The organism is Pedobacter yulinensis, assembly GCF_003029735.1.
Classification (GTDB): Bacteria; Bacteroidota; Bacteroidia; order Sphingobacteriales; family Sphingobacteriaceae; genus Pedobacter; species Pedobacter yulinensis.
Window position 1 is genome coordinate 901,769 of record NZ_KZ686268.1, and the last position, 22,835, is coordinate 924,603.

The 22,835-nt window shown below is 53.4% G+C and carries 16 protein-coding genes; 5 read left to right on the plus strand and 11 right to left on the minus strand.

Going from position 1 to position 22,835, the window contains the following annotated elements; translation table 11 throughout:
- Positions 1 to 2: 2 nt before the first annotated feature.
- The 4 genes from C7T94_RS04030 to C7T94_RS04045 all read left to right on the plus strand — a co-directional run bounded on the left by C7T94_RS04030 (position 3) and on the right by C7T94_RS04045 (position 4,753).
- Positions 3 to 1,898 carry a RagB/SusD family nutrient uptake outer membrane protein gene (locus tag C7T94_RS04030; protein ID WP_107213845.1) on the plus strand — a complete coding sequence of 632 codons (1,896 nt, stop codon included), beginning with the start codon at positions 3 to 5 and terminating at the stop codon, positions 1,896 to 1,898.
- Between the two features lie 19 nt (positions 1,899 to 1,917).
- A complete protein-coding gene (locus tag C7T94_RS04035) occupies positions 1,918 to 3,114 on the plus strand; it encodes a DUF5000 domain-containing lipoprotein (RefSeq protein WP_107213846.1) in 1,197 nt (398 codons plus the stop codon).
- Positions 3,115 to 3,218: 104 nt separating this feature from the next.
- The gene (locus C7T94_RS04040) at positions 3,219 to 4,256 is read left to right on the plus strand and encodes a DUF4998 domain-containing protein (RefSeq protein WP_162618535.1); all 1,038 of its coding nucleotides are present in this window, start codon (positions 3,219 to 3,221) and stop codon (positions 4,254 to 4,256) included.
- A gap of 185 nt (positions 4,257 to 4,441) precedes the next feature.
- Complete coding sequence (locus C7T94_RS04045; RefSeq protein ID WP_107213848.1) at positions 4,442 to 4,753, plus strand: hypothetical protein; 312 nt, start codon at positions 4,442 to 4,444, stop codon at positions 4,751 to 4,753.
- 98 nt (positions 4,754 to 4,851) lie between these two features.
- Here the strand turns inward: C7T94_RS04045 and C7T94_RS04050 are convergent, their stop codons facing one another.
- The 3 genes from C7T94_RS04050 to C7T94_RS04060 all read right to left on the minus strand — a co-directional run bounded on the left by C7T94_RS04050 (position 4,852) and on the right by C7T94_RS04060 (position 10,970).
- Positions 4,852 to 6,447, minus strand: a complete 1,596-nt coding sequence (locus tag C7T94_RS04050) for a RagB/SusD family nutrient uptake outer membrane protein (protein WP_107213849.1) — start codon at positions 6,445 to 6,447, stop codon at positions 4,852 to 4,854.
- 11 nt (positions 6,448 to 6,458) lie between these two features.
- Positions 6,459 to 9,734 (minus strand): TonB-dependent receptor, encoded by a 3,276-nt coding sequence (locus tag C7T94_RS04055; RefSeq protein ID WP_107213850.1) that lies wholly within the window; start codon positions 9,732 to 9,734, stop codon positions 6,459 to 6,461.
- 87 nt (positions 9,735 to 9,821) lie between these two features.
- Entirely contained in the window at positions 9,822 to 10,970 is a 1,149-nt protein-coding gene (locus C7T94_RS04060; protein WP_107213851.1) for a FecR family protein, read from the minus strand.
- 455 nt (positions 10,971 to 11,425) lie between these two features.
- Here C7T94_RS04060 and C7T94_RS04070 point away from each other — a divergent pair, with 455 nt between their 5' ends.
- The gene (locus C7T94_RS04070; protein WP_107213853.1) at positions 11,426 to 12,028 is read left to right on the plus strand and encodes an RNA polymerase sigma factor; all 603 of its coding nucleotides are present in this window, start codon (positions 11,426 to 11,428) and stop codon (positions 12,026 to 12,028) included.
- Between the two features lie 60 nt (positions 12,029 to 12,088).
- Here C7T94_RS04070 and C7T94_RS04075 read toward each other — a convergent pair whose 3' ends face one another.
- The 8 genes from C7T94_RS04075 to C7T94_RS04110 form a co-directional block, all read right to left on the minus strand.
- The gene (locus C7T94_RS04075) at positions 12,089 to 12,670 is read right to left on the minus strand and encodes a YdeI/OmpD-associated family protein (protein ID WP_107213854.1); all 582 of its coding nucleotides are present in this window, start codon (positions 12,668 to 12,670) and stop codon (positions 12,089 to 12,091) included.
- A 13-nt stretch (positions 12,671 to 12,683) separates the two neighbouring features.
- The gene (locus C7T94_RS04080; protein WP_107214662.1) at positions 12,684 to 13,127 is read right to left on the minus strand and encodes a VOC family protein; all 444 of its coding nucleotides are present in this window, start codon (positions 13,125 to 13,127) and stop codon (positions 12,684 to 12,686) included.
- Between the two features lie 190 nt (positions 13,128 to 13,317).
- Positions 13,318 to 13,845, minus strand: coding sequence for a hypothetical protein (locus C7T94_RS04085; protein WP_162618536.1), 528 nt, complete (start codon positions 13,843 to 13,845; stop codon positions 13,318 to 13,320).
- A gap of 55 nt (positions 13,846 to 13,900) precedes the next feature.
- Positions 13,901 to 15,025 (minus strand): hypothetical protein, encoded by a 1,125-nt coding sequence (locus C7T94_RS04090; RefSeq protein ID WP_107213856.1) that lies wholly within the window; start codon positions 15,023 to 15,025, stop codon positions 13,901 to 13,903.
- Positions 15,025 to 16,854, minus strand: a complete 1,830-nt coding sequence (locus C7T94_RS04095) for a phage tail protein (RefSeq protein WP_107213857.1) — start codon at positions 16,852 to 16,854, stop codon at positions 15,025 to 15,027. Before C7T94_RS04095 ends, C7T94_RS04090 begins: the two co-directional genes overlap by 1 nt.
- A 29-nt stretch (positions 16,855 to 16,883) precedes the next feature.
- Positions 16,884 to 20,546: a hypothetical protein gene (locus tag C7T94_RS04100; RefSeq protein WP_107213858.1), complete on the minus strand. Its 3,663-nt coding sequence runs from the start codon at positions 20,544 to 20,546 to the stop codon at positions 16,884 to 16,886.
- The gene (locus tag C7T94_RS04105) at positions 20,543 to 21,484 is read right to left on the minus strand and encodes a hypothetical protein (protein ID WP_107213859.1); all 942 of its coding nucleotides are present in this window, start codon (positions 21,482 to 21,484) and stop codon (positions 20,543 to 20,545) included. The genes C7T94_RS04100 and C7T94_RS04105 overlap by 4 nt, the downstream gene beginning before the upstream one ends.
- A 4-nt stretch (positions 21,485 to 21,488) precedes the next feature.
- Entirely contained in the window at positions 21,489 to 22,820 is a 1,332-nt protein-coding gene (locus tag C7T94_RS04110; RefSeq protein ID WP_107213860.1) for a hypothetical protein, read from the minus strand.
- Positions 22,821 to 22,835: the final 15 nt, after the last annotated feature.

Below are 22,835 nucleotides of genomic sequence, written 5' to 3' on the forward strand. Positions count from 1 at the left end.
ATATGAAACTGAAAAAAATATTATACATCCTTATTCTGAGCACGCCATTTATGGCCTGCAAGAAATTTCTGGACATTACACCCGATAACGTAGCTACGATCGATTACGCGTTCCGTTTGCGCAGTACCGCAGAACGTTACCTGTTCACCTGTTACAATTACCTCCCCGCGCTTGGCGCATTCGAATCAAACGTGGCACATACCGCCGGTGATGAGTTCTGGCTGCCTGCTACACACACCTCTCTGGGCTGGAGAATTGCCCGCGGCGGGCAAAATAAATCCAATTCGTACATGAACTACTGGCAGGGAAACAATGGGGGCAAAGATCTGTACGAAGGCATCCGGGAGTGTAACGTTTTTCTCGACAATGTAGGCAAGGTGCCTGATCTTACCGAATACGAGCGGAACAGGTGGATTGCGGAAGTCAAGTTTTTAAAGGCCTACTACCATTATTACGTTTTCCGTATGTATGGGCCCATCGCATTGGTCAAAGTGAACGTGCCCGTTAACGCAGGCGTTGAAGAGGTCTATCCCCTGCGCTCACCAGTCGATGATTGTGTCAACTACATGACGGCACTGCTGGATGAAGCCATTCCCAATCTGCCTGAACAGATTGACAACGAGGTGAATGAGCTTGGCCGTGTAACCAAAGCCATTGCGCTCGCCGTAAAGGCAGAGCTGCTCGTTACCGCTGCCAGCCCGCTTTTTAACGGGAACGCTGATTATACTGGTTTCAGGGACCCTGAAGGGAATGCCCTGTTCAATCCGGTTTATGACGAAAAGAAATGGGTCAGGGCACGCGATGCGGCCAAGGCGGCGCTGGAATTTGCAGAATCAAAAGGACATAAACTGTACACCTTCAATCCGGCGTTCTTCCAGTATAAGATTTCAGACACCACCCGCATCCAGATGAACATTCGTAACGCGGTGTGCGATAAATGGAACAGCGAAATTATCTGGGGAAGCACGAACAGCCTGGCAGGCTCGATCCAGAACCAGGCTACACCGCGCGGTCTTGACCCCGCCCGAACGTCAAATAATCAGACGATCGGTAATATTGCGCCCCCGCTTAAGATTGCCGAGATGTTCTACAGCAAAAACGGCGTTCCGATACGGGAGGATAAAGAATATGACTACGCAGGGCGTTTCAGGCTGCGGAGTGTAACCGCACCTTACAGGCGCTACCTGCAGGAAGGTTATGTAACGGCCTCGCTGAACTTTGACCGCGAGCCCCGCTACTATGCCGACCTCGGCTTTGATGGCGGTATCTGGTACGGACAGGGTGTATTTGACGACTCAGCCAATCTGTTTTTTGTATCAAGCAAAAAGGGACAGCCGGCCTCGGCTCAAAACGAGGCGAGTTATTCGGTTACAGGCTATTGGGCTAAGAAACTTGTCAACTTCAACAACGTCATCGATGCGACCGCGTATACTGTACAGCGGTACCCCTGGCCAATGATCCGCCTGGCCAGCATTTACCTGCTTTATGCCGAAGCAGAAAACGAGGTAAGCGGCCCAAATGCGAACGTAATGAAATACATTAACATGGTGCGCGAGCGGGCAGGACTGGCCTCGGTTGAGCTTTCCTGGTCAGGATACTCAAGAAACCCCACTAAATACACCACCCGAGAAGGCATGCGCGAGATCATCCGGACCGAACGACTGATCGAACTCGCATTTGAGGGACAGCGCTTTTGGGACCTTCGCCGTTGGAAAGAAGCTGTCAACGAGCTGAATAAACCCATCACCGGCTGGGACCTGGTACAGGATGATGCCGCCTCTTATTACCGGGAGAAGGTCATCTTTAACCAGGCCTTTACCACGCGCGATTACTTCTGGCCAATCCCTGAAAGCGAGCTGCTGAGTAATAAACGAATGAACCAAAACCCAGGATGGTAAATACCCCAATCAAACAAAAATGATGAATGCAATAAGAAAATACATAATGGGCGGAATGCTGCTGCTTTTCTTTCTCGGCTGTAAGGAAAGCAAGGTTGAGCCCTTTGATAAAGACGACGCTGCACCGGGCCCTGTGAGTAACGTCAGCGTAAAAAGCCTGCCCGGTGGCGCAAGCATTACCTATACACGTCCTGAAAATATGTTGTATGTAAAAGCAGTGTATGCCATCAGGCCGGGAGAACAACGGGAAGTTAAAGCGACCTACTATAAAAACGTGATCACGATTGATGGCTTTGCCGACACGAATGAGCATGAAGTAAGCCTGTATGCGGTAAGCCGTGGGGAAAATGCCTCTGCGCCTGTGGTCATTAAATTCAAACCGCTCACGCCTCCCATTGTAAGCATCTTTGAATCGTTGAAATACGAATCGATTTTTGGCGGGGTGCGGGTTCTTTTCTCCAACACCTCCGAAGCAGATATCGTCATCAACCTCCTTAAACAGGATGATCTCGGCGGCTTTGTTCCGGCAGAGACTTTTTACACCAAACGTAAAGAAGGGTCGGTCAATGCCCGCGGTTTTCAGCCGGCCAGGCAAAAGTTTGCCGTTTACTTGCGCGACCGCTGGAGCAACTATTCAGACACGCTGTATTTTGAAGCAACACCGCTACTTGAGCAGCTGCTCGACAAGACCAGGTTTAAAGAGCTCAGGCTGCCTACAGATACCTACGTCCAGCACATTAACGGGCCGGGCATGGCGAGCTTATGGGACAATACCTGGAATGGCGGCACCGTCTTCCATACCAAGCCAGGCACCGGGCTGCCGCAATGGTTTACTTTCGACCTTGGTGAGAGCGTCGCATTGAGCCGGTTTAAAATGTACCACCGCCTTGGGGCCGGTCAGCAGAGCAGTGACGGCGCCTATGCTGGCGGCGATCCGCGTTCTTTCGAACTCTACGGCAGCAATGCACCCAATGCAAACGGAACCTGGGACAGCTGGGAGCTGATCGGAGAATTTGAGTCTATTAAACCCTCGGGATCGCCTGCCGGGACCGTAACCAGCGAAGACTTTCAGTTTGCAGTTGTAAATGGCGAAGAATTCGATGTACCTGTGGGCACGCCTAAATACAGGTACATCAGGTGGAAAACCAAACGGGTCTGGGGCCTGCTTGACCATATTTATCTGAACGAACTGACTTTCTGGGGCAACAAACAATAATTCACATGTTTAACATTAAAATAATGCAATACCTGCTAAAGCAAGGCCCCGGTCGTTGCCTGGTCCTGATCTTATTAAGTTGCGCGGTTTTCGCCTGCAGTAAAATGGAAGATACGCACGTGGGTTTCATAAAAGGCTCGATAACGTATGTAGGCACACCCGACTCGGTTAAAATATACCCCGGTAACAAGCGAATGAAAATGACCTGGAGGTTATCGGACCCCTCTGCAACGCTTGCAAAAGTCTACTGGAATAACAAAAGTGATTCCCTGGTGGTGCCTGTAAAGCTGGCCGCTGGCTCAGACCTCATGGAGCTGATGTTTGACAATATGAAAGAAGGCACTTATTCATTCGATATCCTCATGTTCGATAACAAAAATAACCGCTCGGTCAGCAAGAACGTTGTCGGCAGAGTCTATGGCGATACCTATGTAAATACTTTGCTGGGCCGGCCTGTGAAACAAGCTGTTTTCGACAAGGAAAAGGTAACTGTAAGCTGGGGGATCGCCGATCAAACCGCAATCGCCGCAGAAATCAGCTATCGGGACAAATCCGGTACGCGTCTGTCTGTCCGTGTGCCGCCCGACTCGATGACGACAACGTTAAAGAATTACAGCATGTCGCTGTATGGTACGTTCGAGTACAGAACGCTGTACGCGCCCGACAGCCTTTCGCTGGATATTTTTTCAACCGCATCTCAAACTGTTAAAGTGACAGGACCGCCCATTGAATACACCAGAACGGGCTGGACCGGCGGCCTTGAAGACTATGATATCCCAACGGGAAGGGTACCGCAAAACCTGCTCGACAACAACATCAATACCATCTGGCACATGGACAAGAACAAAAGTTATCCGCACCCCGTCACCATAGACATGAAGACGGTCAATACGGTGAACGGACTGACCTACAACCAGCGTGAACCGCTCGACGGTGCGGTGAAACTGGTTGAAATCCAGGTCAGTTCTGACAACCTGACCTGGCGGTCGCTGGGTGCCTATACATTTGAGAACCTGCGCGGCAAACAATACCTGGAGTTGCTCGAGCCCGCCGCATTCAGGTATTTCAAAGTGATTGTACGCTCAGATTATAAAAATGGCAGTGCTTCAGCCCTGGCTGAACTTGGTGCATACAGGCGATAGGGTGTCTGGCAATAATTAACTACGGAGGTGCCCTGCACCTCCTTTTTTTGTTTACCGGCAATGAAAGTCTTGTGTGCAGGCCTTCATTTGCGCAAGCGTTTCATCGTATGGTCTATATGTTTCGGCCATGTTGATGAGATTCGTATTTATTTAAACAATTCAGGGGTGGCCGTTGTGATTAATGTATGCAAGAAACCGTTCAACCCCTTACGCAGCTCCAGCTCTCCGGCATTGTTGTAGCCGCATTCGGCATCGTCATTACACTGCTGGCCATCAAACGCATCCAGTTGCGCCGAAGAATCCGCGGGCTGAGGCGTTCCGTGCCGGCGCAGCAGCAGCAGTTTACGGCTGGCCAGGAGGTGCTGATCAGAAACCTTGGAATCCTGATGGTCATTTCGGGGATCCTTATTCTGAGCGTAGGGGCAGTCGATGCGTCTGCAAACGAGAGCCGGGCAAACAATGGCCGGGTAAAAGCAGGATCGTTCGTAACGGAATAAGGCTTGCCCGATTTTATGTAATTTCCCGGTCGGACGATCCAAAAAAAAGAGCGGGCATTTGCCCACTCTTACAGGTTCCATTTTCCGGTACAAATGTGTTAATTGTAATTCGGATTTTGTGTCATGTTTGGATTGGCTAACATTTCTGCCTGCGGAATCGGCCACAATATGTCACGGTTCGCACTCGCTTTTCGTACTTCGACATTGACCGGCTGACCGGTGGCCGGATTAACGGCGCCCAGCACCTGTCCGTTCATGACCTGCTCAAAGATTCCCCACCTTCTGATGTCATAGTAACGAACCCCTTCAAAAGCCAGTTCCACCCGCCGCTCGCGCCGCAGCAGCTCGCGCAGTTTTTCCTGCGTATTGTAAACAGCCGTGTTGACATTGGGCATGGTTGCCCGGCTTCTGATCTCATTGAGGTATTTCACCACGTCAGGATTGTTGTGATCGCCCTGTTCAATCAGGCACTCAACATAATTGAGGAGGATCTCTGCATAGCGGATGATCATGAAGTCAAGCGTCCTCGTTCCGGTTTTGTCTTTTGGATCCAGGTATTTGTTGATCCAGTAGCCGGTGGGCGTAGAGTTCTGGTCGCCAAGCTTGTCCAGGCCAGTTGGTGCAAAAGGCGAGAGCACAACGCCGGTATAGGTCGTGCCCGGAAGAATGATCGAAGCCAGCATTCTCGGGTCACGGTTGTTCTTGTAATTCGGATCGCGCATGTAGATGGCAAGCGAGTCCGGGCCCAATTCTTCAAGCGTTTTGCCCTGTTTGGTTTCAAATGCATTGACGATCGAGGCAGTCGGGGAAACAACCGTTTTGCCGCCGGTACCAAGTGGTGCAAACGTAAGCCATTGGTTGCCACCGCTCCCAATTTCGCGGAAAAAGATCCGCTCATTGTTAATTTCGCCGGTATACAAAAACAGGTCGGCATAACTGGTTCTCGGCGTGGCACTTCTGCGCAGGCTGTAAATGTTCATGTCGATAATTTTCTTCGCAGACGTTTTTGCCAGCTCATAGTCTTTCATATGCATGGCGTACCTGGAGATCAGCGCCCAGCATGTGGCAGCAGAGATGCGTTTCAGGTCAACATTGTCAATGTATTTGTCGGGAAGGTGGCCGTTACTTGCACAATCGGTCAGTTCTTTAACCACAAAATCATAAACTTCCTTGGCCGAATTTCTCGGCAGGTAACTGTCGGTCGGCGTGGTCGACTTGGTCATGATGGTTACCCCGCCAAAGAGCATGGCAAGTTCCATGTGGTAGTAGGCCCTTAAAGCGCGTGCTTCATACACGAACCGGTTTTTGAGCTGGGTATCCTGTATATAGGCGCGGTCTACGTTTTCCAGAAAACGGTTGGCCCGCCTGATGTCGAGGTAATCGTCGCGCCAGACACCTGTGCCTACGCCCCAGTTCGGTGCTTGAAGACCTTTAACATAACTTTCATAGTCGCCGCGCGTGCTTTGACGTGCCACGGCATTGTCGCTGAGCGCATCGAGGAACATCAGCTGCCGGCCCGATGAGCCATCAGGAATGCCGGCATACACCGAGTTCAGCGCGTTATTGACGTCGGTTTGGGTATTCCACCAGATGTCGTCGCTGATATTGGTCGGGTCATCATGGGTCAGGAACTTTTCACAGCCGGCAAATGCCAAGCAAATAACGGCACAGGTAAAGTAAAAAAGCTTTTTCATGTCGGGGTGAATTAAAATTTAACGTTTAGACCAACTGTATACATTTTGACCAGGCCGTAGGTCCATTGATACCCTCTGCTTTCCGGGTCGGTGATCTTCACCGAAGTAAACGTAAATGGATTCTGCGCATTCAGATAGGCCCTGACACCTTCCACACCCAGCTTGCGGGCAAGCGCAGCGCGGAAGTTGTAACCCAGCTGCAGGAATTTCACCCGTACATAGGCGCCATTCTGGAACCAGAAGTCTGACGACACCTTGTTGTTGGCGGGGGCTACAGATAGGCGCGGGAACCGGGCGTCGGTACGTTGCGGAGTCCAGTAATTGTCGGCATAATAGGTTGTTGGTACGCCGCCGTCTGCACTGAAATCGAGTGGCTGGGCAAACATGCCAAACAGCGTCGCATCAGATTTACCAACGCCCTGAAAGAGTGCCTCGAGGTCAAAGCCGCCGTAAGCCAGGCGCAGGTTGGCAAAATAGGTCAGTTCAGGCACGCCGTTTCCGATCCAGCCCTGGTCTTCGGCACCGATCACATTGTCGCCATTCAGGTCAACATAACGGATATCCCCGGGTCTGGAATTGGGCAGCACCGGGATTCGCGGCTGGCCGTTCGCATCGAAGTCGTTTTGCTGCAGAAGCCCGTTCGAGCGGTAACCATACACGCTGTTTACCGCCGAGCCGACCTGGGTAATGGTTGTCGCCGTAACGATAGACCTGCCCTGCAGCTGGAGCACCTCGTTTTTGTTATAAGTTACGCCGGGTCTGAAAGAAAGGCTGAACTTCTCGCCGATCTTCTCATTGTAGTTGATCGATGCTTCCCAGCCTTTGTTTGATACCACACCTGCATTGACCGGCACTTCAGATTCGAAGCCGCCTACCATAGGCAGTTCCGGAGTCAGGATGATGTCGTTCGTACGTTTGTCGTAAAAGTCGAACGTGAACTCGACCTTGTTGTTTTTAAACAGGCCTAGATCAATGCCGATATCGAGCATATTGACAGATTCCCAGGTAATGTCCGGATTTCCGTAAGTAGTTTCTACGCCCGAGCCATTATTAATCAGCGTCTGGTACCGGTACAGACCGATGTTGTCGTTACCAAGCTTGCCATACGAAGCGCGAAGTTTGAAGTTGTTGATCACCTTCGACTCAGACAGGAAATTTTCGTTATGAAGGTTCCATCCCAGTGCTACTGAGGGGAAGACACCGAATTTTTTGCCAGGCCCGAAGCGCGAAGAACCGTCGGTGCGAACGGTGCCTTCCAGCAGGTACCGGTCTTTGTACGAGTAGTTTAACTTCGCATAGGCAGAAACCATTGAGAACACCTCGAAGGCGCCGCTGTTGGTTTCTTCCTGCGAGTAACCGGCCAGGGCAAAGATCCGATGGTTGTTCTTGCTCAGGGTATAGTCAAGGGTGCTGCCTACGTAATAATAGGTCGTTCTGCCCATTGTATTGGCACGCTGAAGCGCCCAGGTGCGCAACAGGTTGCCGGTATAGTAGTCAAAATGGTTGAAGTTTTCCCGTACATCGCGGTTCACATCGCTGTTCAGCCTGAAACTGAACTGGCCCCGGAAGTTCAGGCCTTTCATTATTTCCCACTTGGGCTGGAGGTTGATGCTGGTCTGGCCGGCTTCGAGCGAGCGCGTGCCGCCTGCTTCTGCATAAGCCAGGGGGTTTACAACGTCGAGGTACTGGCCATAAAACAGCCGTCCGCCTTTTTCGGGGTATTTGGGCACGATGGTAGGCGGTACCCGGTACATGTCTTCGAGTATCCTGTTGCCAGAGTTGCCCGAAGCGCTGGGCCGGTTGGGCTGCTGTGTATTCCGCCGAATGGCCAGGAAGTCCAGGTTTACCTGGAATTTCTCGCTTAGTGAGATGGTGGTGTTTGCGCGGATGTTATACCGCCGCATGTTGCTGAGCGGGATAATGCCTTTTTGCGAGGTATAGTTTCCTGTTAAGGCAAAGCGGGCTACGTTGCTGCCGCCGCTCAGGGAGAGGGAGTTGCTGCTGATTGGAGCGGCATCATCGATCAGCATGTCCAGCCAGTTGGTATTGGCGAAGGCCAGGGCGGGGTTGGCGATGGGGTCCATGCCATTTCGTGTATTGTCGATCTGCTCCTGCGTAAATGGCAGGGTGTTGGTCGGGTTGTTGTTAAAGCTGGCCTCATTATACATGCGCATATAAGTGGGCGCATCGACAGTTTGCGGCAGGGCGGTAGCCTGCTGCACGCCGTAGTAACCATCGTAAATGATGGACATCTTGCCGGCAACACCACGTTTGGTGGTCACAACGATTACACCGTTCGCCCCGCGCGACCCATAACTGGCCGCTGCCGCCGCATCTTTCAGTACGGTAACGCTTTCTACTGTGACCGGGTCGATGTGGTTCATGTCCATCGGAATCCCATCTACCAGAACCAGCGGGTTGGAGTTACCAAGGGTGCTGATGCCGCGAATTTTGATCGTTGCCGCATCGCCGCCCGGCAAGCCCGAGCCTTGTGTAACGTTGATGCCCGTAACGCCGCCCTGCAGCGATTGCGAAAGTGTCGTAATGGGTTTGCCTTCAATGTTCGACTTAACGTTCAGCGTAGAAAGTGAACTGGCAATGTGTTTCTTTTGCTGTTCGTTCAGGCCCACAACAACCACCTCATTTAGTGCCGAAACATTTTCTTTCAGGGACACGTTCAGGCTCCTGTCTGCTTTTACAACCGTGTGTTCAAAGCCGGTATAGCTGACCATCGAGAATGCCAGGACTTCGTCTTTTTTGGCCTGGATCGTAAAATAGCCGTCTGCGTCGGTGGTTGTTCCGCGCATGGTACCTTTAACCCGGATGCTTACACCCGGCAGGGCAGCCGGTGGTTCGTGTGTGTCGAAAACGCGGCCGCGAATGGTTAGCAGGGTATCCTGCATCTTTGCCAGGCGTTCTTTGGTGAGGATCAGGATTTGCCTGCCTGAAACCAGATGGGTGAGATTTGTTCCTCTTAATGCGGTACGTAAAATTTCGTCAACGGTTTTGTCTTGAAGTTTTAAATTGATTTCTTTTTCCTTATTGAGTTTCATTACCTCATCATTGTAAACGATTAGGTAGTTGCTCTGCTTCTGGATTTTTTGAAACAGTTCCGGCAGGTTGCCGCCGGTGAGGTCGATGTTCATGCGGATCTGGGCATTTGAACCGGCATATGCACTCATCAGTCCCAGCCACATTAAAGCGGTCATTATCTTCATCATCCTGATAAGTTTAGTTTTGAGCGTTCCATCGGGTGCATGAGAATCATGTACATGAAGTTTTTTCATATTTTTGTTGTTCAGTTTAAATAATAGCTTGAATGGTTATTGTTTAGGGGAGATGTTGCCGCATCTCCTTTTTTTATGAGGTCGGTCTTACCTGCGTTCCAACCTCCTTTCTGCCTCGTTGTACGTATAAGGCGTTCCCTCACATAAAAATCTGACCACATCATCGGCACTATTCTGGAAATCGAGCCTTCCCGAGAAGGTTTCGCCAGAGAGGTCCAGGCCGTTTGTAGAAATAGACAGGTTGTAATATTTTTCAATACGCCTGATGATATCAGCAAGCGATTCGCTTTTCAGGTTAACGAAGCCGTTTTTCCAGGATTCGAATTCAGCAGTACCGACCTCAGTCACTGAAAATTTGCTGGTTTCAGGGTTGTAATCGATTTGTTGGCCGGATGTAAGCCGCTGCTCAATGCGGTTCAGCCAGCTGCCGGCGCTGAAGGCAATGCTGCCGCGAACCAGTACGGCGTAATTAGGCCTGGCCGATGAATTGGCACTCACGTAAAATTCAGTGCCAAGTACCTGGATATTCATGTTTTTTGCATGCACCCGGAATGGACGGGCAGGGTTGTGGGCTACATCGAAGTATGCATCGCCTTCCAGATAGACCTCACGGCTGCCGGCCGAAAACCTGACCGGGTAGATCAGTTTTGAACCTGAATTCAGCCAGACGCGCGTCCCATCAGACAGGGTAACTGCCGAACGCTGAGCGGCACCGATAACAAGCGTGGTAAAACCATCCTTGTTGTGCACTTTTCGCTCCGGGCTAGCCGGCACTTGTTTGCGGGCGGCCCGGCCTGCGGTTTGCCCTGCCGGCAAGCCCGTTTCAGATGGTGGTATTTCGGCGGCGGCCAGATCGAATAATTTCTCCCTGTCGCCGGTTTCGCTTCGATACAGAAACAACAGCGAACAAATGAGAATGAGGGCGGCGGCAAGCCTGAACCAGCGCTGGTGTACCAGCTTTTTAACGGGTTGCTGCTGTGGTTGTGCGGCCAGCCACTGCCGTGTATTGCGCCCAATTTCTTCTACCTCTTCGTCGGTAAGGGGAGCAACAGCGGGCAGTGCCTCGAGCGAGAGGAGGATGTTCCTGGCGCGGTTCATCATGGTACGTTTTTCCGGATGGCTGTCGGCCCAGGCATCCCAATGCGCTTCTGCCGCCTTGTCCCATCCCATTACCCAAAATCTGAACGATTCGTCGTTCAGGAAATCATCCAGTTCATACTGGTCATATTTGTCCATCGGGGTCGTGTTAAATTATCAGGTTGCAGCCGGACAATGATTTTCCCGGAATGCTTCCGGAACGGCCTCCGGAAAACTTGCCTGCGCACGCTTTCATGCTCCGTTGCCGCTGCTTGCAGGCGGCTGCCGGGAACGGCATTCTTTTTTGCGGGAAAATCATCAGTCAGCTACAGCGGTTTGGTTTTCTGTGTGTGCTAAACTGAAGATACATGGACGGGCCAAAATTACCCTCGTCACGTTAGGTTTATTTTAATAAACCTTTAAGTTCTTGATAACTAAACACTTAATTTATTATTCGCCCAGAGAAAATTTCGATTAAACACGGTGATTTCCAGGCGTTTCGGCTCTGATGCCATTTTTGCGGGTACCGACTTTAACTGATTATCTATATATTTACTTCTGGCTGATAATCATCGTGATGCCTGGTCAAGGCGGTAAGATTGGAAACAAAAGGAATGGGTCTCGATAAAAACGAAAGGATGGTACAGGAACAGGCGCTGTGGCAAGGCCTGTGTGATGGGCAGCCGGAAGCTTTTGACGGGCTCATCCGCTCATTCAGTAAGTCCTTGTTCGGTTATGGCAGCCGGTTTTGCCAGGACCGTGACCTGGTTAAAGACTGTTTGCAGGAACTCTTCGTGGAGTTGTGGAACAAACGTTCATCCCTGCCCCTGCCCCGGTCGGTTAAAGGCTACCTGTTTATTGCGCTGCGCAACCGGGTCTTGCGGGAACAGGGAAGGTGGCATAAAAGAACCAGCCTGGAAGAGGAAAACTTCAATTTTTTGGTTGAGTACAGCATTGAAGAACAGATCATTGCCCATACAGAAGACCTCGAACTCGCCAGGAAGATCAAAATGCTGCTCGACCGCTTACCTGCACGTCAGAAAGAAATTGTTTACCTCCGGTACTATGAAAACCTGGACTATGATGCAATTGCCAGCCTGATGCAGATCAACAAACAATCGGTACATAACCTGCTCCAAAAGGCCTATAAAAGCATTCGCGTGGAATGGGTTCCCCTGATTTGCCTGCTGCACGAGCTGTCACTGGCCAGGCAGTAGCGCAGACCAACCAAACTCCCTGCGTTAATGTTGCAAACCAACGAGTTAGGGCCGTGCCGGTTACCGGGCCAGCAAGCCGGGCTTTAGTCCGGCAGCTGCACAGCTCACGATTTCCCGGATGCGCTGCGCGCGCGTTTCCGGCCTTTTCGCAAGTACCAGCCAGGTAAGCAGCCTTTTTTTATCAGAATTGGAAAGCTTGTCAAAAAACGCTTCTGCGCTCATGTCTGTGTGAAGTTCATGCCGCAGGTCTGCCGGGATCTTTAAAGCCTCGACCTCATCAAGGATGGTCCAGTAACCATTCTTCTTAGCCGCATGCACAGCAGCCAGCCCCGCGGGCTGCATGAGCCCGTTCGCTGTAAGCTCTGCAACCTTTTCCTTGTTGGCTCTGCACCACATGCTTTTAGACTTACGTTTGGTAAATGACTGGATAAAATATTCAGCATTGAGCGAACGCGTTGTGCCGTCAATCCAGCCGAAACACAATGCCTCGGCCACCGCCTCTGCATGATTCAGTGTGTATTTAGACGCCTGCTTTTTTGCACAGGCAACCCATACCGTCTGGTTTGTTTCATGGTGTTGGCTAAGCCACTGACGCCAGGCCAGGGCCGACTCAGGATAAATGATGTGAAGTTCAGGGTTCATCGCCGAAGGTATTTTATGCACCTGCAGTACCGCTTTGTATTGCGGCAAGCATATCCAGGTAATGCGGGTTGTACATAATGCCCAGCACGTTGCCGAACGGATCTACGACAGAAGCGGTGATGAAACCACTGTCAGATCTGGGCATAATGGGTTCAAAAGTAGTGGCGCCGAGGTCCAGCAGGCGGGCATATGTTGCTTCAATGTCGTCTACATGCCAATAGGTTATCGCGCCGCCTGGCTCACGTTTGCCCTGGGGGGCATACCGGGAATCGATAAAACCGAGTTCATGCTGGTAATCGCCCAGCCGGAATTCGATATAAGCAGGCTCGCCGGTACGGGGAAACGCGAAATAGGCATCAACGCCTAAGAATTCGGCATACCATGCGCGGGCAGCAGCAAGATCGTCTGCATAAAAACAGGAGGTGGCCAGTCCGCGGAGTGTGCTTGAAGTTTTCATATCATTCAAAATTAGGTTGAAGCGTTTCTTTCTCTTGGTATAACAAAAATAGCGCAGCGGCGTGACAGCGGTATGTCAGGGGGTGCAAACACTTTTTTCTTCATGCAGGCTGCAAAGCCGCAGCAACCTGCAGGAATAACACTCAGGCAAGGCAAAGGCAGAAATGGTTCGTTTGATGTGCGGCGGGTGATCAGTTACTTGTCGTACCCGCCTTGTCCTGATGAAAAACCGGCGCCGTCTGCTGCTGGATCTTTAGTTCAGGATTGAAGTTTGGAAGCACTTTTTTCAGCGTTTCCAGGGGGATATTGCCGGCAGAAATATATTTCCAGGTTTTTCCCTGATCGGCGCTGATGCCGATGATCGAAGACCGGGCAGAAACATAGCCGCCCTTAACCGTCAGCGAAATGGTGTGCGGGATGGTGCAGTGGAGTTCCGTCCCGGCTTTCACAATTTTGCTGACGTTACCGAACTCAACGCTTCTGAAAGACATTCCCTGCGCGGCCAGTTCCTTCAGAAATTTTTGTACTTCAGCAGTGACTTTCTCTTTCCCGCCGGTCATGGCCAGCGCTCTGGGATAGGTATGAGCCACGAGCGTTTCTACATCGCCTTTCATCATGGCTTGAGAAAGCATCAGGGCGCCGTGTTTGATTTTGGTGGTGTCCTGTGCCCCAGCCAGGTCTGGCAGGCAGAGGATAAGGAGCGTGATCAGAAATTTCATGCGTAAATTTTGAGGAAAGATAGAGATTACGCCGCGATACTCCATGTTGCTGCGGTTAAATCATGATCCGGCTGCAAAACATAACCAGCAGCGCTTTCAGTTCCTGGAAATGGCCCGGAGCGCCCTGCTCCAGGTGATGCACAAGCCTTGGCAGGATCATTTTCAGGTTTCCGGCCGTCGAATACAGTACCTCAGCACCCTGCAGTTCGCTGAGGCGGCCGATGATTAGCATGGTCTGGAAAATGTTGGCGGCAGCAAAATGATGTGTAAATTCAGACCGGCCGGGTGCAGCTGCACTTTGAGCCCAGCGTGTGTAATAGACCTCTCCGATGCCGGTCGGCACATTCGGGTGGTGGTAGATCATGGCTTTTTTATCATTGTCGCGCTCGATCTTGCCCATCAGCAATTTGGCCAGATCAATGAGCCGATGGAAAAATTTGCCGTGCTCAAAGTCGAGTAACTTGATGGTGCCATTCAGCACGACCGACTGACGCCGGTCGGCCAGGTCGTCATGAACGAAAGACCAGAAAGGTCCCGGGCTCAGGATTAGCCGGCCGGCTTCAGCCAGGGAGCGGTTCAACAGCTGTTCCTGCCGCAGGCCAAGCAGCGTAAAAAACTCAGAAAGTTGATCGCAGCCTTTTTGAAACATGCGGGCGCAGCCCATGGCGCTGTACCGCCGTTCGTCGTCCCCCAGTCCGGCTGCAGCGCGCAGCTCCAGGTACAGCTGCTCGGTGCCGTAACTGCTATCATGCAGGTTGTGCAGCGTTCCGACGAGTGCGTCTACGATTTCTTCTAGTGAGTTAAAACCATAGGTATCGGGCCCAAGGTCTTCCATGAGCAACAGCCCCTGATGCTGGGCCAGGCTTGCGGGAAAACGCTCAAAACCGGGCCTGAGCCGGGAAAGGTACTGGTAGTTCAGCTGCTCTTCCAGGAAATCGGAAGGATATCGCCCTGAAACCGGGTAGCGCGCTGCACATTTCAGGATGACAGACTTCGTTTCGGCTCCCGGGGGGCCTGCAAGCCCAAGCCGCAGTACCCGGACTTCTGTTTTGTGGTTCAGTTTGGTCCAGCCTGAAATGCGCCAGCCCGGGCCGAAGGCATGCGCCACAAGCTGTGCGACTGCTCCTGCATGGGTTCCGGAAATGGACACCGGCGCAGAATCGGTAGATGTCCTTCTCATCAGAAAATCTTAATGATGAATGCCAGTGAATACCAGGGTGGATTGATCCCCCCGTTCTGTGTGGCAGAAACCACGTTGCTGAACCCTACGGTTACGCTATGGTTGTGGCTGCCATCTGACGAGGTGTTCTGCGAGTTTGTTCCGTTGTTGCAACCTAAATCCTTACCGTTGTTCATGCCATAATAGAGCGTGTAATGCGAGGTATCGCCCGAGCTCATGCAACCGGTCGTATTGAAGGTCATAGAGTGGTTATGCGTGCCGTCTGTTGTTGTTTGGAATGATTGCGGGTTCACTGTAATGTTATGGGTATGTTGATCGGGGCCGCCCTGCGAATCGGTAGCCGGGGCCACGGTACCACCGGCACCCACAACAAAGCGGTCGCGAAGGTCGGGTAGAATCCAGCCGGAAGCAGGTGCTGTGACTCCGGGTCCTGCGGCCCAGCCGGCGGGGGCAGGGGTCTGCACAGTCTGCCCCATGCAAAGCATCCAGCCTGCCGGGACATTGTTAATGCCCCCGGCCCACATGACCACCGTTCCAAGCGGGAGCAGGCTGTAGAGGTCCGGTGTTACGGTCGCCGTCACCGACTGGGCGACCTGCTGGCTGGTGTAAATGTTGCTGGCTATCAGCGTAAATGTCGTGGTCCCTGTAATATTCGCCACCGCATTTCCGGTGTAATCTGCGCTGTTGGTCTGCTGGGCAAATCCCGTATTGGTAATGGCGATAAACGTCGAGTTCAGCACTTCAAAATCAATAGCTACAGGCGTAGGCCCTGTTGGATTGGAGATGACCGCAGGCGATGCGGTAAGCGAACTGATGATGATCGGGTTGACTTTGATCATGTCTACGGCGAGTTCACCGTCGTTGTATCCTGGAATACCGGTCCATGCCACAATCACCGACGAGACGCCCGGTTCGAGTTGTGTAATAATGTTGCCGATACTGATCTCGGCGGTCGAATTAACGCCGGTACCGAGGACATTCGTGGTCAGCGGCTCAAATTGCCAATATGGATTGCCCCCCAGTGTATTCGGGATGACCTTCCAGTTGTTCGCATTTCCCCCGGCCATGTTTACGGAGAAATTGCTGTTGTCTACCGTTGTGATCGCTCCTGTACCGGTACCAAAAGCGAAGCTTACCGAAAACACCGGTGCCGTAGGTGGGTTGTTGAGCGTAATGGACGTCGATTGCGTATTGGTAATGTACAGGGTGAGCGAGTTCGGTTCAGTGCCGATGAACACCAGGTCGGTCTCGGCAAAGCCGACAAGCGGATCCAGGTTCTGGTTGGCGTTGTTTGGCGGGTTCAGCAGTGGTACCGGCAATTGTATGGCCCCATAACTTTGCTGCAGACCGGTTACCTCTTCGTAGGTGAAAGCTACTTTTCCCCCGGTTACCGGGCTGCTGACGTCAGGTGTCATCACATTGGTGAGGGTAAAGGTGACCGAGCTGCCCGAGCTGATATACACGTCAGATTCCGGTGCGATGGCCAGGTATTGGCCATTGGAATCTTTAAAGGTGGCAGCGCTCCATGTTACACCATCTGTCGGCCCGTCCCAGCTCATAACGGCTACATCGGCCGCGGGAATATATTGGTCCAGGAACTGAAGAAAAATAACGCCGGCCGATCCGGAGCCCTCCATCGAGTATATCGGCCCGCCGGGGAAGCCAACCGTGCCCTCGGTGTTGTTGGTCAGTGTAATGGTAATGTTGTTTAATGATGCTGAATCGGTCAGGTAAATGGCCTGGGCACCGTCGTAGTTCTGCCAGCTGAAACTGAGGGTCGACTGCCCCGACTCGTTCAGGGCGAAAATGCGTTTGGTTGAGGAAGGCATAGCTGTTTGGTTTTAAATAGGGAATAGACTTATGGTTTTTCGGGTTCGAAATTGCTGAGCTGCAGCCAGCCGTCAAGGATGCGCTGCGGTGTGTAATTCAGGGTAGCCTGCTGCGATGTTTGCTGTTCGAGTGCCATGGGGTTCCAGGCTCCGGACTGAACCGAGATCCAGTTCCAGGTACCCTGGGTTTCATCTGGAATAGGGAGGGCAACCGAGCCGTCGTTTGCTCCCGAGAGTATGGGGGCTGTCAGGAACGTTACTTTCAATTTGGCGAGTGCCCCCGAATAAGTTTCCTGTGCCAGGCTGAACGTTTTAACCGGCAGGATGCCCGTGGTGGCGTGTACCGGCGCTTGTGGATCAAGCAAGAGCAGAAAATTGAGCGGATCTGCCGCAGGCGAAGGGGTGATCACGATCGTGTCTTGCACCGGTGCAACGACCGGCCCGCTAGTCTCCTGGGCGCCCGGGCTGTAAAAAGTGCTCAGGTCTGAGGTTTGACCGTTTCCTGGCCAGAATCCGACCAGACCGTCATTCAGCTGCAGCAGGTCGCCCAACTGGACCGGGAACTGCACGGTCGATAGACCGCCGTCTGTTCGCGTACCGCCGTTAATGGCCTCTGCAAAACCATACCAGGACTGGTCTGTGACCGGCCTACCCAACAGGTCCAGCTGCATGGCGATGTTGGCCAGGACCAGCGGCTGGCCGATCAGCAGTGCGCTGGCCTGGTCATCTGATGTTTTTGGCGGTAAAATCATGCCAAGTGCCTGGTTTACGGCAGCCAGGAAGGGTGACAGGTAACTGGAATCGCCATTGTTGTAAAGTGCGGTCATGACCGAGGCCAGCTGGCTGTTTAGGCCGGTAAGTGCGTTTGCGAACGTGGTGCCCGGCGGGTTTGAACTGCCGGCTGCAGGCATGAAGATCACCTCGTTGGTGCCGGGAGGTTGCATCAGCTCGCCAATGGCATCACCTGAAGCGTCGTATATAAAAACGCTGTTGTCCAGCCGGTTGGGCAAAACCCAGCCAATAAGTGGCGAGTGGCTGTCTTCCCCGTCGGCGGGCAGCCAGGAAATGTCAAGGCGGGCCGGTTGTGTAATGCGCGGCGGCAGGAAAGCCTGCACCCCGGAAGCTGTCAGTGCCGGCGGGGGCAGGAGCGTTTGCCCGACGAAAACCGTGGGGTTCAGGTAGTCTTTGTATTGACCGAAAGCGTCGACAAGCCTGATCTGCGTAATCTCCAATCCGCCGCTGCGTATCGGGTTAAACTGCAGGCCTGGCTGCGGAGCCACGAAGTTCTGGCCGTTCACGGCTTGAGCAACAGGTTTAACAAAATTGGTTTGCATGATGGAATTGGCCAGCGGGTCCCAAACGGGCATCTGCAGAACTTGCTGAGACATGGCCATGGAGTCGAGAAATCCACTCATGCCCTGTGCCAGCTGGGGCAGCTGCTGTACTTCAGTGAGTAAGGCCTGGAGTTCGGTACTATCTGCACTGTGGGGTGCATTGCCCAGGTAATGCTGGATGGAAAAGGCCAGGTCTTGCCTTGCATTTGGCGTCAGGGTAACTGAGCCGGTATAAGTTGCGCCGGCCTGCAGGCCTGTGCCCTGGTATTGAAGCTCGATGGTGTCGTTATCCCAGGCAAACTGCTCGTTGATAAAAGCCGGCGGATAGGGGACGGGCGACCCTCCTGCCGTGTCGACAGACTGAACGGGCTGGTAAAAAACAGAGTACTGCATGCTGATCGGCAGCCAGGGCGTGCCTGCATACGGAAAGATCATGGAAGGGTCTGGCACCAGACCGGTGTACGTGGCGTTTGCGGGCGGCTGTCCGGCCATGAGTTGGACCAGGCCGGCCTGTAGGGCCTGCACCGTTCCTGCAAAGTCCAGGGTAGCCGGGTTGCCGGCTCCTCCCTGTCCGCCCAGGGTGGCGGCCACTGTATTTTGAAGGGCTGGTGTCAGCAGAAATGCCTCCTGGAAAAGCTGGTTAAGTAAAACGACGGGCGCGTCTGCAGGTTGGGCTGCAAGCGCCGGCAACCCCGCCATGACAAGTGCCGCAGCCGAACTGCCGGTTACAAAACCCGGCTGCAGGGCCAGGCCGGTGAGGAGTTCGCTGTCAAGCCGGCAGGGCAGCAAATTGTCGTCGTTCCCGGAGCCATCGTTGCCGTACCGGGCTGGGGGTACAACATCTGCCCCGGCCAGGATCAGCACCGGGTTGTTGGCCTGCCAGTAATGCGCTGCCGGCTCACTTTGCACCAGGCGAAGGTCGCCGGGCAGACTGGCTGACAGTGCGGCCTCGGCAGTTTGCAGAGGCGTCAGGTAAGTTGCCGCATAAGCCGAGACAGCCTGCGCCAGCGGTGTCGCCGCGCTGGCCACGAACTGCTGCGCATCGTTGACGGTCAGGTTTGCAGGAATGCCCTCCGGCTTATCGTAGGCCAGTGCCAGGTATTTATACCAGTCTGCAAACAGCTGTGCACTTTCGGCGTTCAAGGACAGCAACTGCTCATCTGCAGCCTGCTGCAACTGGTTGAGGGCCTGGAGCGGTTCGCGGAAACCCGCAATCTTTTTATGCAGTTCTTTCTTTGCCGGGTTGTTGCTAAGTATACGCCAGCGGGAACCCGACCTGAAGGGCGCAAAAGAAGCTTTGTGCAGTGTTTCCTCGAAGCTTTGAAGGGCATCGGGGATCTGGCCCAGTTTAGACAGGTAATTAAACTGCAGCAGGTTGAGCAGGAGCTCGGCATTTGGATAGGCCGTTTTATTGCCGTTTATATTGGCCAGCAGCGCTGCAAAGGCCTCGGGCGAATCGTTGCCCAGGGCAGCAGTAAGCGGGTTGGTTTTTGTGCTCAGGTACGCGGTCTCGGGGTTCCAGGTAATGCCGGTAATGATGCCATTGCAAACGATGCTCTGCGGGTTTGTTCCGGCCGTAAATGTCCAGCCATAGGGATTGGCTGCGGGATCAGTTTGCTGACCGTTCAGGGGGTCATTTGTAGGATCACTATACCAGCCTGCCACCTGATAGTGTACGGTTGAACTGGCCGCGTTGTAGGTCACGCCTTCAAAATTATCCAGAAACCCGAACACGGTACTTGAATTTGGATAATAAGCCGCAAAGGCAGTACTTCCGTACCCGGTTGCAGTAAGAGGGCTCAGCCGCTGCGCTGTCGACTCTGCCCAGCTGGCAAGCGGGAAGGCCTGGCCGATGAAGTTGTAGTTTTGTCCGCCGGGCACGGGATCAAGCGGAACGGTGGGCTGCGGAAAAGCCGGAGGCAGCGAAGCATCCTGTACCGCCATCAGGCGGTCGCTTTCAATGACCCAGCTGGCAGTTGTGGTTACCGGTGTCGCCGGGTTGCCAGAGTCAAGGATGATGCGGGTAAGCAGCCAGCGATTGGGAACCTGCGGGAAAACCGATTCGGCATCGGGCTGGTCCTGCGGCGGATTGGCTTGCGTGAGTCCGTCGGGGAGCGCCCAGTGCAGGTGAATGCCGTATTGTGCAGGGACGGCTCCGTCGAAAGGAGCTGAGCCCGCCATGACGCGTGAGCTGGTATAAGACGACGCGTTGACCCAGGAACCTGAATTGCTGTAAGGCAGCAAGCTAAAATCAGCTTCCGGAGACAGCACGGTTGCCTGCGCGGCAACATCAGCGCTGCCAACACAAAGTGCCTGTAGGTCGATGGGAACGATCAATGAAGGGCCGGGGAGATTCATTCGGGATTATTTTTGGTGTTACCGGATAGGGAAAATTGAACACTTTGCACACCCTGGATCAACTCAAGGGCAAACTGTGCCGCGGTAAAGGTGGGATACGGAGCCTGGGTGCCTGGCGGCCAGACAGTAGGCTGATTGATCAGCTGCTGGGCAAGCGTGTTGGCGCGGAGTACATTCAGCGTGCTGGTGCTGCGCATGGGTACTGCATATTTTTCCTGGTCAGGAATCAGCTGCCCGCTCGTCACGCCTGCGCCGGTTTGCGCATACCGGAGTTCGGTAGTGGGGGGGCTGGTGTCTGGCGTTACGCCGAAGTGTACGCCTTCAGAAGGCTCCTGGAAATTGACAGACTGGACCACACCATCAAACAACACAAATAAAAGGGAGGAAGACAGCTTTTCCATGCGCAGAATTGGGATCGGCGTGCTGCCTGCTGCGTCAGAAAATCCGTGAACCTGTATGCCTGGCCAGCCGGTAATGACCATTGATCGCAGCAGGAAGCCGCTTACCGGCCCGGGAGGCGCCGCCACGTAGGTTTGCAGGAGCTTTTTGGCTTTTTCTGCTGCGGGTCCCTTTGCTTTACTCAAAATGTTGGCGCGCACACTGGCAATTTTTTCTTTCGCCTGCTGGCGGATGGCGATGCTGTGTCCAAGCAGAACAGAATCAGACGAAGGTTTGCTGGAACCAATGCTGAAAGTCCCGTCTATCAGGGCCTCCATCCAATTGCTGTCTACCTGGAAAAAGCGCAGCGACTCTTGCGGCAGCATGCGCTCGTCGGGCACCAGGTAGTTGAAGGGCACGCCGTAAAAGAGATGCAGCCGGCTAAACCAGGTCTCCATGGTTTTGTGGTCGTCTTTTTCAGTATCCTGAACCGCGTGAAGCAGCTGCCTGGCAAACTGTGCCTTTACCCGGGCGGCGTCGGGTCGTTTGAGAAAAGCCATAATGTTATTGCGGGGCTTTGAAATTTTCAGTGATGGGTTTGATAACCTGCAGCAGCGACTGCCTGATCCGGGCAATGTTCTGCTCGCTCGGCAGCTGATCGGGGTCTATCTGGATGTCGAGCTGTTCATTGAGCATGTCCTGTTCAAGCTGCGTCAGGGCCTCGCTGGTATGCCGGGCCCGCCACCTGAACAAGGCAAGCGCAAAATTGCGGTCGTTCAGTGCAAGCAGCCGGCCCAGCTGCCATGCTGCCGAATACGACACATCGAATATGCCCGAACCAGGGTCATATCGCAGGAGCTGATCGGCATCCCCAAAGGGAACCTGGATAAAAGGCTGCGTTCCATAAGGCAGCAAGGGCCCGCGAAACCAGGAAACCGTATTGCCACCGTCCCTCAACAAGTGCGGAAAACCGGTGTAACCCATATTGATGATGTTCTGAACCGCGGCATCGGCTGCAGCGTTGCCCGAGGACACAGCAGTGTTATACGTTTGCTGCAGTCCGGCTGGAGTTACGTTTACTGATTCAAGGTACTGCTCGAACGTTACGGGCTCTGCCTGTGCCAGAAAGGTCCAGTTGTACAGCACAACCATGCGCATGTACTGGTAGCCTGCCGCCTGTGTTGCGGGGGTCCCATCATCTGCGGGCAGCATCGAAGCATAATTTTCAAAGGACACGAGCATAGCAGTTGTGTGCATGCCTACGGGCGGCAGGCGGTTGCCGATCACCACGCTTAAGGTTCCCGGTGCGGGTTCGTCTCCTGAGGTCGCTTTGTTTGAAACGTCAACAGTTCGTACGTGTGCCAGCCAGGCCAGGTCGTTCAGACTCGGCGCGATGTTGTTAAAAAGTGTGGCGGGCACGTCGACGATCGTTACCGGATCTGTCGGCTGCTGGCCCGGCTCGAGCGTCAGCGCAGGGAAAAAGGTGCCCGAAGGCGGGTTGACCAGGTCGTTCAGTGTGGCGCTTTGGAGACCGGGCACAGGGTCGGTCTCTGCAAATGTCATGATGCCCAGCCAGGCAGCGACATCATCGGTGCCGGTGTTTGCCGCTTCGCCCGTTCCGCGCTGCCAGGGCAGCGTAGGTGTATTTAACACCACATGGGCGAACACGTTTCCGTAATAACCCTGTTGATTGGCCGGCGGAAAGGCGCTTTGAATGTCAGAACCATCAAGCTGAAAGCGTTTGCCGCTTACAAACAAAGTGAGCGGATTCGTCTGGAACGTTTCTGTATCAACATTGGCCAGGGTTACCTTCTGGCTTACGTTAACGGTATATTCGCCGCTGTCTAAAGGCGGCAACTGGTGTTGTATAAAGGTCAGCGTGGTATCTGTGCTCATCTCTTGTCATTTAAG